The 13210-nt window shown below is 71.6% G+C and carries 11 protein-coding genes; 9 read left to right on the forward strand and 2 right to left on the reverse strand.

Features of this window, described 5'->3' with window-relative positions:
- The first annotated feature begins 354 nt into the window (after positions 1-354).
- Together BZY54_RS07190 and BZY54_RS07195 are read left to right on the forward strand one after the other, a co-directional pair.
- Positions 355-1101, forward strand: a complete 747-nt coding sequence (locus BZY54_RS07190) for an MBL fold metallo-hydrolase (RefSeq protein ID WP_086723724.1) — start codon at positions 355-357, stop codon at positions 1099-1101.
- Between the two features lie 10 nt (positions 1102-1111).
- Complete coding sequence (locus tag BZY54_RS07195; RefSeq protein WP_086723726.1) at positions 1112-2347, forward strand: DUF4032 domain-containing protein; 1236 nt, start codon at positions 1112-1114, stop codon at positions 2345-2347.
- 4 nt (positions 2348-2351) lie between these two features.
- Here BZY54_RS07195 and BZY54_RS07200 read toward each other — a convergent pair whose 3' ends face one another.
- The gene (locus tag BZY54_RS07200) at positions 2352-3224 is read right to left on the reverse strand and encodes a universal stress protein (RefSeq protein ID WP_086723727.1); all 873 of its coding nucleotides are present in this window, start codon (positions 3222-3224) and stop codon (positions 2352-2354) included.
- 208 nt (positions 3225-3432) lie between these two features.
- Here BZY54_RS07200 and BZY54_RS07205 point away from each other — a divergent pair, with 208 nt between their 5' ends.
- From BZY54_RS07205 to BZY54_RS07215, 3 genes are read left to right on the forward strand one after another with little or no spacing between them, the layout of a single operon-like run.
- A complete protein-coding gene (locus BZY54_RS07205) occupies positions 3433-5109 on the forward strand; it encodes an NAD(P)/FAD-dependent oxidoreductase (RefSeq protein WP_086723729.1) in 1677 nt (558 codons plus the stop codon).
- Positions 5106-6581 (forward strand): ATP-binding protein, encoded by a 1476-nt coding sequence (locus tag BZY54_RS07210; protein ID WP_086723730.1) that lies wholly within the window; start codon positions 5106-5108, stop codon positions 6579-6581. Before BZY54_RS07205 ends, BZY54_RS07210 begins: the two co-directional genes overlap by 4 nt.
- Positions 6578-6928, forward strand: coding sequence for a UBP-type zinc finger domain-containing protein (locus BZY54_RS07215; RefSeq protein ID WP_086723732.1), 351 nt, complete (start codon positions 6578-6580; stop codon positions 6926-6928). The genes BZY54_RS07210 and BZY54_RS07215 overlap by 4 nt, the downstream gene beginning before the upstream one ends.
- Positions 6929-6990: 62 nt before the next feature.
- Here the strand turns inward: BZY54_RS07215 and BZY54_RS07220 are convergent, their stop codons facing one another.
- Positions 6991-8790: a M4 family metallopeptidase gene (locus BZY54_RS07220; RefSeq protein WP_167413957.1), complete on the reverse strand. Its 1800-nt coding sequence runs from the start codon at positions 8788-8790 to the stop codon at positions 6991-6993.
- A gap of 325 nt (positions 8791-9115) precedes the next feature.
- Here BZY54_RS07220 and BZY54_RS07225 point away from each other — a divergent pair, with 325 nt between their 5' ends.
- From BZY54_RS07225 to BZY54_RS50780, 4 genes are all read left to right on the forward strand, one after another.
- On the forward strand, positions 9116-10342 hold the full coding sequence (locus BZY54_RS07225; protein ID WP_086723736.1) for a serine hydrolase domain-containing protein: 1227 nt from the start codon (positions 9116-9118) through the stop codon (positions 10340-10342).
- 66 nt (positions 10343-10408) lie between these two features.
- The gene (locus tag BZY54_RS07230) at positions 10409-11086 is read left to right on the forward strand and encodes an AIM24 family protein (protein ID WP_086723738.1); all 678 of its coding nucleotides are present in this window, start codon (positions 10409-10411) and stop codon (positions 11084-11086) included.
- Between the two features lie 495 nt (positions 11087-11581).
- The gene (locus BZY54_RS07235; protein WP_086723740.1) at positions 11582-12541 is read left to right on the forward strand and encodes a threonine/serine dehydratase family protein; all 960 of its coding nucleotides are present in this window, start codon (positions 11582-11584) and stop codon (positions 12539-12541) included.
- A 126-nt stretch (positions 12542-12667) separates the two neighbouring features.
- Positions 12668-13210: protein kinase family protein (locus BZY54_RS50780; protein WP_483025144.1), on the forward strand; the 543-nt coding region annotated here is incomplete at its 3' end.

Genomic DNA, 13210 nt, shown 5'->3' on the forward strand with positions numbered 1-13210 from the left:
CTGCGCCGGGGCGCTCCACCGGCTTGCGGGCCAGTGCGAGTCCACCTCGGCGCTGCAAGTGCGGCAATGGTAGATAGCGCTTCTCGCAACAAACGCGATCACTCGAAATCGAAGAAACCGCACCTGTCAGGCTTCAAACCGACGGGTGCTCCGGGCGACAGCCATCTTCGCGCCCCCGTCGCCCTGGTAGCGTCTCGGCCGAGCGGCAACACGCGGCAACCGTCCGCAGAACCCAAGAGCGCCCGGGTGACAGAACCACGGATCAGCATCCAGTTCCGCCCGGCGGGGGTGCGCTGAGGCCGCATCTGGTTTGCTGTCCTGGTCGAGCAGCCAACCGGGAATGTGGGACGGACGATGCGGGCGGACGTGCAGCAAGTCGCCGACGGCACCTATCTGGTGCACGGCAGCAACACCAACTGGGTGATCCTGACCGACGGCGACGCGGCCACCCTGATCGACACCGGCTACCCCGGTGACCGGGAGCAGCTCCTCGACTCGCTGGACGCGGTGGGAAGTTCACCTCAGGCAGTGGCCGCCGTGCTGATCACCCACGCCCACAACGACCACTTGGGCTCCGCCGAGTACCTGCGCGCCGCCTACGGCATCCCCGTCCAGCTGCACGCGGACGAAGTGCCGCACGCGCGGCGGGAGTTCCTGCACCAGGTGACCGTCGGGACGGTGCTGCGCAACGGCTGGCGGCCGGGCGTGCTGCCGTGGGCGGTGCACTCGCTCCGCGTGGGCGGCACCGCGCACCTGCCGGTCGCCGCCCCCGAGGCGTTCCCGGTGACGGGCCCGCTGGACCTGCCGGGGCGGCCCGTGCCCGTGCACACGCCGGGCCACACCCGCGGCCACGCGGTCTTCCACCTGCCGGACGCGGGCGTGCTGATCTCCGGCGACGCCCTGGTGAGCGGCCACCCCACCTCCCGGATCCGGGGCCCGCAGCTGCTGCCCGCCATGTTCCACCACGAACGCGCCCGGGCGCTGGCCTCGCTGGATGTCCTCGAAGACCTCCCCGCGGACGTGCTGCTGCCCGGCCACGGACCCGTGCTCCACGGCCCGGTCCGGCAGGCCGCGCAGCGGGCGCGCGAACAAGCCCTCTAAGGTTTCCGCCATGGCCTTGCAGATCAGCGCCACCAACCCGGAGCATCCCGCGCTCCTGCTCGAACTGCCGTGGGACACACCGCTCGAGGAGTGGCCCGAGAAGTACCTCGTGCCACTGCCGCGCGGCATCTCCCGGCACGTCGTGCGCTACGCCCGGGCCGACGACGAGGTGATCGCCGTCAAGGAACTCGCCGAGCGGCCCGCGCTGCGCGAATACGAGCTGCTGCGCGACCTGGACCGGCTCTCCATCCCCGCGGTGGACCCGCTCGCCGTGGTCACCGGCCGCACCGACCGCGCGGGCGCCCCGCTGGAGCCGGTGCTGATCACCCGGCACCTGGGCGGCTCGTTGCCGTACCGGTCGATGTTCGAGACGACGCTGCGCCCGGCCACCATGCACCGGCTCATGGACGCCCTCGCCGTGCTGCTGGTGCGCCTGCACCTGGCCGGGTTCGCCTGGGGCGACTGCTCGCTGTCCAACACGCTCTTCCGGCGCGACGCGGGCGCCTACGCCGCCTATCTCGTGGATGCCGAGACCGGCGAGCTGCACCCGCGGCTGAGCACCGGGCAGCGGGAGTACGACCTCGACCTGGCCCGGGTGAACATCAGCGGCGAGCTGCTCGACCTGGAGGCCTCCGGCGCGCTGCACCCCTCGGTGGACCCGGTGGAGTTCGGCACCGAGATCTGCGCCCGCTACCGCGGGCTGTGGGAGGAGCTGACCCGCACCTCGGTCTACCCGGCGGGCAAGTACCACTACATCGAGCGCCGGATACGGCGGCTGAACGACCTCGGTTTCGACGTCGCCGAGATGCAGATCGAGCACGCCTCGAACGGCTCCACGGTCACCTTCGTGCCCAAGGTCGTCGACGCCGGCCACCACCAGCGGCAGCTGCTGCGCCTGACCGGCCTGGACACCGAGGAGAACCAGGCGCGACGGCTGCTGAACGACCTGGAGAGCTGGATGGCCACCCAGGACGACTACGCCCCGGGCGACCCCCTCGCCGCCCGCCCGGAGGTGCTGGCGCACCGCTGGGTGCGGGAGGTTTTCCGGCCCACCGTGCGGGCGGTGCCGCGCGAGCTGCGCGGCACCATGGACCCGGCCGAGCTGTACCACCAGCTGCTGGAGCACCGCTGGTACCTGTCCGAGCGGGCCCAGCACGACATCGGTCTGGACACGGCCGTCGACGACTACGTCAGGAATATCCTGCCGAAGACGCGCGAGACGCTGGAGCCGGCGACGCCGGAGTGAGCCGTCAGGTGTGCGGGACGATCGCGACCGGGCAGCCGGCGTGGTGCAGCATCCCGTGCGCGACGGAGCCGATCCGCGCGCCGAGCCCGGTGCGGCGGGCGCGGCGGCCCACGACCACCAGCTGGGCACGTCCGGCCGCGGCCAGCAGCACCTGTCCCGCGCTGCCCATCTCGACATGCTCGACGACGGAGACGTCCGGGAAGCGCTCCCGCCACGGCCGCAGGGCGTCGGCCAGCGCCTTCGCCTCGTACGGCTCCAGGCCGCCGGCCTCGTCGAGCAGCTTGAGCGAGCCGGGGCTGTAGCCGAACACCGGCGGCAGGGTCCAGGCGCGTACCGCGCGGACGGTGGCGCCCCGCGCCGCGGCCGTCTCGAAGGCGAACCTCAGGATCTCCGCGCTGTCCTCGGGGGTGCCGTGCTGGCCGACCACGACCTCCCGCCCGGCGGCCTCGGCGGCCGGTTCGTCCCCGGCGCGCACCAGGACGACAGGCCCCTCGGCCTCGGCGATCACCTGCTGGCCCACGGAGCCGACCAGGAACCCGACGAGGGCCCCCTGCCCTCGCGAGCCGAGCACCAGCATCTCGGCGTCCGCCGCGGCGGCGGTCAGCGCCCGGGCGGCGCTGTCCTCCACGACGTCCGTGGTCACGGGCAGGTCCGGGTGGCGCCCGGTGATGCTGCGGAGCGCCTCTGCCGCGGCGTCGCACACCAACTGCTGCTGCGACTCCCGGTCCCCCAGGTCGAAGGCGTCGTGCACCTCGAAACGCCAGGCGTGCACCACGCGCAGCGGCAGCCCGCGGCGCTCGGCCTCCCGGCCCGCCCACGCCAGCGCGGCGAGGCTCTCCTCCGATCCGTCCACGCCTGCCGTGATCGGCCGCGTCATGCCACCCACCTTCCCGTGTCGGGGTTCCGTGGACCCCAGTCTTCCCCACCGCGCCCGCGCCGTCCTGAAGGGGCCCCTTCCAGGACGGCGCCCGTCTTCCCGGTACCCGAGCGAAACGGGACGATCGAACATACGATGGCCGGGAGTCGGCGCGGTGACGACGGGGGCGCACCGGGCCCCCGATCCGACCGCTCGGGGTGGGAGACACATGGCACAGGCCGCGGAATCCGCGCGGACCGTCATCATGACCGTGGACGACGATCCGGGGGTCTCCCGCGCCGTCGCCCGTGACCTCAGGCGGCGCTACGGCGAGTCGCACCGGATCGTGCGCGCGGAGTCCGGCGAGTCCGCGCTGGAGGCGCTGCGCGAGCTGAAGCTGCGCGGAGATCTCGTCGCGGTGATCCTCGCGGACTACCGCATGCCGCGGATGAACGGCATCGAGTTCCTCGAACAGGCCCTGGACGTGTACCCGGGCGCGCGGCGGGTGCTGCTGACCGCGTACGCCGACACCAACGCGGCCATCGACGCGATCAACGTGGTCGACCTGGACCACTATCTCCTCAAGCCGTGGGACCCGCCCGAGGAGAAGCTCTATCCGGTCCTGGACGATCTGATCCAGGCGTGGCGCACCAGCGACCACAGGCCGGTGCCCAGTACCAAGGTCGTCGGGCACCGCTGGTCGGCGCGGTCGTCGGACGTGCGCGAGTTCCTTGCGCGCAACCAGGTGCCCTACCGCTGGTACTCGGTCGAGGAACCGGAGGGACGGCGGCTGCTGTCCGCGGCCGGGCAGGACGGGCAGCGACTGCCGCTGGTGATCACCCCTGACGGCACGGCGCTGGTCGAGCCCGAGGCACCCGAACTGGCCGCCCGGGTGGGACTGGCCACGACACCCACGGCCGACTTCTACGACCTGGTCGTGATCGGCGGGGGCCCGGCCGGGCTCGGGGCGGCCGTGTACGGGGCCTCCGAGGGGCTGCGGACCGTTCTCGTGGAACGGTCGGCGACCGGCGGGCAGGCCGGGCAGAGCTCCCGGATCGAGAACTACCTCGGCTTCCCCGACGGCGTCTCCGGTGCCCAGCTCACCGACCGGGCCCGGCGGCAGGCCGCCCGGTTCGGCGCCGAGATCCTGACCGCGCGCGAGGTGACGGGGCTCGAGGTCAACGGCGCCGCCCGTATCGTCCGGTTCGCCGACGGGTCGGCGGTCGCCGCGCACAGCGTGATCCTCGCGACCGGGGTGCAGTACCGGCAGCTGGAGGCCCAGGGCTGCACCGATCTCACCGGCTGCGGGGTGTTCTACGGCTCGGCGCTGACGGAGGCGGCCTCCTGTCACGGGCAGGACGTGTACATCGTCGGCGGCGCCAACTCGGCGGGGCAGGCCGCGATGTATCTGTCCCGGGGCGCGAAGTCGGTGACGCTGCTGGTGCGCGGTCCGGACCTGTCGGCGTCCATGTCCTACTACCTGATCCAGCAGATCCACGAGGCGCCGAACATCTCGGTGCGCAGCCACACGGTCGTGGAGGCGGCACACGGCTCGGACCACCTGGAGCGGCTGACGCTGCGGCACACCGTGACCGGGGACACCCAACAGGTCGACGCCCAGTGGATGTTCGTCTTCATCGGCGCCGCCCCGCTGACCGACTGGCTCGGCGATACCGTGCTGCGGGACGAGCGCGGGTTCATCCTGGCCGGGCCGGACCTGACCCCCGACGGGCGGCCGCCGGCGGGCTGGGAGCTGGACCGGCCGCCGTACCACCTGGAGACCAACGTGCCCGGTGTGTTCGTGGCGGGTGACGCGCGCGCGGAGTCCGCCAAGCGCGTCGCCTCCGCCGTCGGGGAGGGAGCCATGGCCGTGATGCTGGTCCACCGGTACCTGGAGCAGTCATGAGCGGGCAGCCGGTGCCGTGCAGCCCCAGGGAGATCAGCGCCCTGTTCCTGTTCGAGAAGCTGTCGCCCGAGCAGCTGGGACGGCTGTGCAGCGAGGGCCGGGTGGAGCGGTTCGAGCCCGGCCCGGTCTACACGGAGGGCGAACCGGCCACCTGCTTCTACGTGATGATCGAGGGCACCGTGGTGCTGTCCCGCCGGGTGGGCGGCGACGACGTGGAGGTCATCCGTAGCTCGCAGCCCGGTGTGTACGCGGGCGCCATGCAGGCGTACATCGGCGACCGGGTGCGGCAGGTGTACAACAACTCGATGCGCGTCACGGAGCCGACGCGGTTCTTCGTGCTGCCCGCGGACACGTTCGCGAATGTCATGCGGGAGTGGTTCCCGATGGCGGTGCATCTGCTGGAGGGGCTCTTCTTCGGGTCCAAGAGCACTCAGGCGGTGATCGGGCAGCGCGAGCGGCTGCTGGCCCTCGGCTCGTTGTCCGCCGGTCTGACCCATGAGCTGAACAATCCCGCGGCGGCGGCCGTACGGGCCACGGAGACGCTGCGGGAGCGGGTGGCGAAGATGCGGCGCAAGCTCGCCGTCATCGCCGAAGGCCCCTTCTCCCGCGAGCAGTTGGCACACCTCATCGAGATCCAGGAGCGCACGGCCGAGCGGGTCGCCAAGGCGCCGGCGCTCAGCCCCCTGGAGGCCTCCGACCGGGAGGACATGCTCACCGACTGGCTGGAGGACCACGGCATCGACCAGGGCTGGCAGCTCGCGCCCACCTTCGTGCAGGCCGGACTCGACGTCGACTGGCTGGAGGAGGTCGCGGCGGCCGTGGACGAGGAGATCCTGGCGGGTGCCGTGGGGTGGCTCAACTACACGGTGGAGACCGAGCTGCTGATGGACGAGATCGCGGACTCCACCAACCGCATCTCCCACCTGGTCGACGCCGCCAAGCAGTACTCCCAGCTCGACCGCGCCCCCTACCAGGTCGCCGACGTGCACGAACTCCTCGACAGCACGCTGTTGATGCTGTCCGGGAAGATCGGGCCGCGCATCAGGGTGGTCAAGGACTACGACCGTACGCTGCCGAGGATCCCCGCCTATCCGGCCGAGCTCAACCAGGTGTGGACCAACCTGGTCGACAACGCGGTCTCCGCCATGAACGGCACCGGCGGCGAGGGCACGTTGACGGTTCGGACGGCGCGTCGCGACGACCGGCTTCTGGTGGAGTTCCAGGACACCGGGCCGGGTGTGCCGCCGGAGATCCGCGGGCGCATCTTCGACCCCTTCTTCACCACCAAGCCCGTCGGCCAGGGCACCGGTCTGGGGCTGGACATCTCCTGGCGGATCGTGGTCAACAAGCACCACGGCAGCCTGGGGGTGGAGTCGGTTCCGGGCGACACGCGTTTCCGGGTCCTGCTGCCGCTGACCGCCACGGCCGACGACGACACATCACTGAGCCTCACCACCGAGGAGCGGGCATGACCAGCGACAACGCAATCGACCCCGACATCCCGCCGAGCGGCAGCGGCTGCGTGGAGTGCGACGCGGCCGGCGGCTGGTGGTTCCACCTGCGGCGCTGCGCGGCCTGCGGCCACATCGGCTGCTGCGACGACTCGCCCGCCAAGCACGCCACCGCCCACTACCGGGCCACCGGGCATCCGGTGATCCGCAGCTACGAGCCGGGCGAGGGCTGGTACTGGAACTACGCCACGGAGGAGCTGTACGACTCCGGGCCGGAACTCGCTCCCCCGCAGGCCCATCCGGTCGACCAGCCGGTGCCGGGCCCGGCGGGACGCGTCCCGGGGAACTGGGCGGACACGTTGCGCTGACGCCGCGCCCGAGGATGCCCCGCCGTCGGCGGGGCATCCCGGCCGCCGCGGCCGGTGCTCCGTCAGTGACGGTTCGCCGGGGTGTTGGCGTAGGTGACGTTGACCGCGGCCCAGGCCCGGTTCACCGTCTTGTACTCGGTGCTGTTGGCGCCGTAGAGGTCCCTGGCCGCCTTCAGCGTCGCGAGGCGCGCGTCGTGGAAGTCGGTGGTGGAGACCATGTAGCGGGTCAGCGCCCGGTAGAAGATGGCGGTGGCCTTGGAGCGGCCGATGCCCTTCACCGACAGGTTGTGGTAGGTCGGCGAGTTGTAGGTGACCGCGCCGATCGTCTTGCGGCCGCTGCCCTCGGCGAGCAGGTAGTACGCGTGCGAGGAGACACCGGAGCCGGCGTGCACCTCGGTGTAGTACACCGACGGCGACCAGTAGTCGATCGTGCCCTCGAGCTTGTCGAGGGACGGGTGGTCCAGGCGGCGCAGGAACTTCTGCGCCAGGCCCAGCTTCTCGCCGATGAGGTAGTTCGGCGGGTTCTTCGGGTTGTTCGTGTAGAACTCGACGTCGGAGCCGAAGATGTCGGCCAGCGACTCGTTCAGCGACCCGGGCTCGCCGTACTGGTTGCCGTTGGAGTCGACGTAGGTCGGCTCCAGCTTCGCGGTGGCGTCCACGACGCCGTGGGTGAGCTCGTGGCCGGTGACGTCGAGCGCGACGAGCGGCTTCTTGAAGGTCTGGCCGTCGCCGTCGCCGTAGAGCATGCAGTCGCACGTCGGGTCCCAGAACGCGTTCGCGATCCTGTTGCCGAAGTGGACCATGGCCTTGGCACCCTTGGAGTTGTTCTCGATGCCCTTGCGCCCGAAGGTCTTCTTGTAGAAGTCCAGCGTCTTGGTGACGCCGTACTGCGCGTCCACGGCGGCGCTGACCCGGCTGGAGACGGTGCCGTTGCCCCACCTGTTGGTGGTGCTGGTGATCTTCGTGCCGAGCGCGAAGCTCTCCTGGAGCTTGTTCTTGGCGTCCCGGGTCTCCGTGCCGTACCGGGTGGGGTCCTTCAGCAGGAAGCTGGTGCGGGCCGTCTGGGTGGTGGTCAGGGAGACCGTGCCCAGGAACAGGGACGAGCCGGTGCCCGTGACGGTCCTCGGGTAGCTGACGGCCGTGGAGGAGCCGAACGTGCCACCGAGGGCGGCCGGCGGCGCGGCGGCGTCCGTGGCCGGGTTCAGCGTCTCGCCCCGCTCGCGCAGGGTGTCGAGCAGCCTGGGTGACAGGAACTCCTCGCTGTCGGGCGTGTTGCTGCGCACCTTGCCGGTGACGGCGTCGACGACGACCGTGCGGGAGCCCGTGTTCCCGGAGGTGGCGGCGGTGGTGACCCGCACCTGGTAGGCGAGGGCCGAGGCGCCGCCGCGGGCGTCCACCACGAGCTGGGCGGTGCCCGCCTCGCCCCGGGAGGCGGAGGCCGCCTTGGTGGCGGCCTGAGCGGGCGTCAGCTTCGCCTTGGTAGTGGCCGGACGGACGGTGTGGTCGGCGGCCCGGGTGACACCGGTGTACGCCAGCTTCCGGTCGAGGTGGACGACGAGGTCGCCACCGAGCACCGCCATGCCCTGGTGGGTGCGTGTGAACCGGACGTGCCGCGCGCCCTCGGGGTCGAGCATCACGTCCTGGGCCCGCAGTTCGTCCCCCTGGGTGACCCCGGTCGCCGACGCGTGGGCGAAGGCGGCGGCGCGGGCGGCGTCCACCACCGAGGCGGCGGAGGTGCCGGCGGACGCCGCCACGTGGTCCGGCGCCGGGGCGGGAGCGGCCAGCGCCGTGCCGGCCAGGCCCGTGACGGCCGTCGTCGCCACGACGGCGACCGCCACGCTGCGTATGTGGGCTCTGTGCACTCTTGAGGGTCCTTCGTTCGTGAGGGCGGCGGCCACCGGCCAACCGCCCTGCCACACGGCGCAGTTGCGCCATGGGGGCTGGTCGTGCCCCGGAACGGAACACTTATGGATAAGTCATGGGCATGTAAAGCGCGAATGAATCATTCCGTGCAGTCCATGACAATCCTTTGCCAATCCACCCCACTCGGTGATCGGCGGACGACCAACTGTGTGTCGCCTGTGGAGATGTGACGCGATGCGAGATGGTTGCGCTGCCCGAATGTGATCGATCTCGCACGAATCACGCCTGGACGGAGACGAAAGGAAACGCATGGGCCCACGAACGATGTGCAGGAGCGCGGTGCTCGGATCGCTGGTGCTGGGCCTCCTCGCGGGGCCGGCGCACGCGGCGGACCGCCGGCCGGACGCCACCGCGCCCACCCCGCCGGCGGCCCCCGACATGGCGGCACTCGGCGGCCTGCTGCGCACCGCGGTGTCGCGCGGCGCGCCCGGGGCCATGGCGCGGATCGACGACCACCGCACCGCCTGGGACGACCACGCCACGGTCCACAAGGCCACCGAGGGAGTCGCCGACCGTGGGACCGGGGAGGCGATGAACACCGCCGACCGGTTCCGCGTCGGCAGCGTCACCAAGACCTTCTCCGCCGTCGTGCTGCTCCAGTTGGCGGCCGAGGGCAGGCTCGGGCTGGACACGTCCGTCAACCACTACCTGCCGGGGCTGCTGCCGGACGACCGGATCACCGTACGGCACGTGCTCAGCCACCGCAGCGGGCTGTACGACTACACCAACGACCTGTTCGCCCACACCGTCACCGGCTTCGAGGCCGCGCGCAACCACGTCTTCACCTACCGCCAGCTCGTGGCCCGGTCGCTGAAGCATCCGCTCACCCACGCGCCCGGAGCGGCCTTCGACTACTCCAACACCAACTTCGTGGTCGCCGGCCTGCTCATCGAGAAGCTGACCGGCCACCCGGTGCGCACCGAGTACCAGAACCGCATCATCAGGCCCCTCGGGCTGACCGACACCTTCTATGTCCACCCCGACCCGAGGATCCCCGGCCGGTACGCACACGGCTACCTCACCCCGGACGACGCCAAGGCCGCCCTGGTGGACGCCACCGACCAGACCGCGTCCTGGGCGCAGAGCGCGGGCGCCCTCATCTCCTCCACCCGCGACCTGAACACCTTCTTCTCGGCGCTGCTCGGCGGCGGGCTGCTGCCCACCAGGCAGCTGACCGAGATGGAGCGGTGGGTCCCGGCGGGCACCGGCCAGTGGTACGGACTCGGACTACGCCGTCGCGACCTGTCCTGCGGGGTGTCGGTGTACGGGCACACAGGTGTCGTCCAGGGCTTCTACACCTACGCGTTCACCAGCAAGGACGGCCGGCGCAGCCTCACCGCGCTCGCCAACACCTCCAACAACGACGCGGTGCACGAGGCGATGCTGAGCACGCTGGAGTCGGCGTTCTGCGGCAAGCGGTCGAAGGTGCGGGGCGCGGCACCGCTGTCCCGCCCGGCCGGGGAGAAAGCGGTGAACGACCTCGCCCGATGAGCCCCCGATGGACGACCTGGCCCGGTGATCTTGGCGGAATCATCCCCTCCGGGCCAGGATGCCCGCATGAAGGGTGATCTCTTTTCCAGTGAGCACATGGTGGCGCCCACGACCGCACCGGGCATGTCCGTCGAGAACGCCAAGTGCATCAGGTACACGGTGAACGGCGAGATGCTCGCCCGGCAGGGCGCGATGGTGGCCTACCGCGGCAGTCTGCAGTTCGAACGCAAGGGGCAGGGCGTGGGCGGCATGCTCAAGCGTGCGGTCACCGGAGAGGGGCTGCCGCTGATGGCGGTGCGCGGCCAGGGCGATGCCTGGTTCGCGCACGAGGCGCAGAACTGCTTCATCGTCGATGTCGACCCGGGTGACGAGTTCACCGTCAACGGCCGCAACGTACTGTGCTTCGACGCGTCGCTGTCCTACCAGATCAAGACGGTGAAGGGGTCCGGCATCGCAGGCGGCGGGCTGTTCAACAGCGTGTTCACCGGGCAGGGCAGGCTGGGTCTGGCCTGCGAGGGCAATCCACTCGTCATACCGGTCACGCCCGAGCAGCCGGTGTACGTCGACACCGACGCGGTCGTCGGCTGGACCGCCCACCTCCAGACGTCGCTGCACCGCTCGCAGTCCATCGGCTCGATGCTGCGCGGCGGTTCCGGCGAGGCGGTGCAACTGATGCTCCAGGGCCAGGGGTACGTCGTCGTCCGGCCGAGCGAGGCGACCCCGCAGAAGGCCCAGCAGCACTGAGGGGGTCGGTCCCCGGCGGCTGAGCCACGCCGAGCCGCCGCGTGGGCTGCGGCATGTGGACTGCCGAGCAGCTCGGCGGGTACGCCGCCTCGCCGCCGTCTCGTACAAGAAGATCCCCCGGGGTGACCGGGCGAAGGCCGACCCCGGGAGGCATACGTGCTTCCCGGTGGGTCAGCCCACTGCGTCCGCCTCTGAGTCATGCTCAGCTCGGAGACCGGGTCGGCCCCGCCGGCATGGCGGTGCGCCTGTGCGCGCTGGGCGTAGTGGACCGGGGTCGCCGCTTCGGCGGCAGGGACCGGGGTAGAGGCCAGGCCGATCCGCGCGGACCGTCGTGGACTCGTGCCAGGAACGTCACCCCGCCGCCGGCGCCGCCGCCGCGGTGGCCGGTACGCCGACCGCCTCCGTCCGCGTACGAAACGTGTTGACCTGCGCCGCCTCGCCGGGTGAGGGTCGAGGCGGCGCGGATCGTCACCCGCGCCGGGAGGGTGAACTGCCTTGATCGGCATCTCGCAGATCGAAACCGCGGCCGAGCGGATCGCCGGACACGTCGTCCGTACCCCCACCGTGCCGAGTCCCGGCCTGTCCGCGCTGCTCGGCGTCCCGGTGACCGCGAAGCTGGAGCTGCTGCAGCGCACCGGTTCGTTCAAGGCGCGAGGCGCGACGGCGAAGCTGCTGTCTCTCACCGAGGCGGAACGGGCCGCAGGCGTGGTCGCGGTCAGCGGCGGCAACCACGGGATCGCGCTGGCGGTGATGGCCTCCGCGCTCCATGTGAAGGCCACCGTGGTCATGCCCCGGACGGCACCGGCCCGGTCCGTGGAGCTCGCAGCGGAGGCCGGGGCGTCGGTGCGGCTGACCGACGGCATGGACGAGGCGTTCGCCACGGCGACGCGACTGCGCGACGAGGGGCTCACCCTCGTCCATCCCTTCGACGACCCGGTAGTGGTCGCCGGGCAGGGCACAGTCGGCCTGGAGCTGGCCCAGGACGCCGGCGACCTCACCGACGTGCTCGTCAGCGTCGGGGGCGGCGGGCTGATCGCGGGCGTCGCCGCCGCGCTGCACGCGCTGCGCCCCGGGGTACGGGTCTGGGGCGTGGAGACCGAGGGTGCCGAGGCCATGTCCGAGGCGCTGGCGGCCGGTGGCCCGGTGCCGGTGGCGCTGTCCTCGATCTCCACCACGCTGAGCGCCCCGACGGTCTCGCAGCTGACGTACGACCATGTCTCCGCGCTGGTCGAAGAGGTGCTCGTGGTCCCGGACCGGGAGGCGGTCCAGGGGTGTCTGGACCTCACCGAGCACGCCAAGGTCTGGACCGAGCCCGCCGCGGGCTGCCTGCTGCCTGGGGCCCGGCTGGTGCGGGAGCGCGTCGGAGACGGGGCCCGGCTCGGGCTGGTGGTCTGCGGGGGCAACGCGACCACGGCCGACATGATGTCCTGGGCGGACCGGTTCGGGCTGCGGTGAGCGCCCGCCCGCCCGGCGGACTTTGACCGAAGGACAGGAACTCCGCGAGGTCGTGGTCCCGTTGAACGGACCCGGTCCCGGCCGTCGTACCACTGGGAAAGGTGAGAGCCGGGGATTCAGCGAGGGATGCCCATGGTCGAGGCGCAGCCGTCCGCACACGAGTTGGTCGCCGGCCGGTACCGGCTTCTGCAGGTCGTCCACCGCGGGACCAACCACGTCTGCTGGTACGGCGAGGACGTCACCGCGGAACGCCCCCGGCTGGTGACGCAGATCGGGCTCCCGGCCGGTACCGATCCGGAGACGGCCCGCCGCATCACCGCCCGCGTCATGCGCACCTCCGAGACGATGGTGGTGCTGCGGCCGGGCCGGGTGGCCACGGTCGTCGACGCCGTCACGCAGGCCGGGACGCTGTGGACGGTCACCGAGTGGATCGACGGCACGCCACTGGGTGAACTCCTCGCGGAGCAGGGCCCGTTCACGTACGTGCGGGCGGCCCGGATCGGCCTGGAGGTCCTCGATGTGCTGGAGGCCGCCCACGCGGAGGGCTTCACCCACGGCGAACTCGGCCCCGGCCAGGTGTTCGTACGGGACCGGGGCGGGGTCGTGGTGACCGGTTTCGGTCTCTCGGGCGTCACCCTCGCCCCCCGGATCACCTCACCGGCGTACGCC

Origin of the sequence: Streptomyces carpinensis (genome assembly GCF_002154505.1) — a bacterium.
In the GTDB taxonomy this organism is placed as follows: Bacteria; Actinomycetota; Actinomycetes; order Streptomycetales; family Streptomycetaceae; genus Streptomyces; species Streptomyces carpinensis.

What these genes read in the sequence shown, in the direction of transcription:
- BZY54_RS07190 (WP_086723724.1), top strand. Translation starts at nt 355, where the DNA reads ATGCGGGCGGACGTGCAGCAAGTCGCCGACGGCACCTATCTGGTGCAC.
- BZY54_RS07195 (WP_086723726.1), top strand. Translation starts at nt 1,112, where the DNA reads ATGGCCTTGCAGATCAGCGCCACCAACCCGGAGCATCCCGCGCTCCTG.
- BZY54_RS07200 (WP_086723727.1), bottom strand. Translation starts at nt 3,224, where the DNA reads ATGACGCGGCCGATCACGGCAGGCGTGGACGGATCGGAGGAGAGCCTC.
- BZY54_RS07205 (WP_086723729.1), top strand. Translation starts at nt 3,433, where the DNA reads ATGGCACAGGCCGCGGAATCCGCGCGGACCGTCATCATGACCGTGGAC.
- BZY54_RS07210 (WP_086723730.1), top strand. Translation starts at nt 5,106, where the DNA reads ATGAGCGGGCAGCCGGTGCCGTGCAGCCCCAGGGAGATCAGCGCCCTG.
- BZY54_RS07215 (WP_086723732.1), top strand. Translation starts at nt 6,578, where the DNA reads ATGACCAGCGACAACGCAATCGACCCCGACATCCCGCCGAGCGGCAGC.
- BZY54_RS07225 (WP_086723736.1), top strand. Translation starts at nt 9,116, where the DNA reads ATGTGCAGGAGCGCGGTGCTCGGATCGCTGGTGCTGGGCCTCCTCGCG.
- BZY54_RS07230 (WP_086723738.1), top strand. Translation starts at nt 10,409, where the DNA reads ATGAAGGGTGATCTCTTTTCCAGTGAGCACATGGTGGCGCCCACGACC.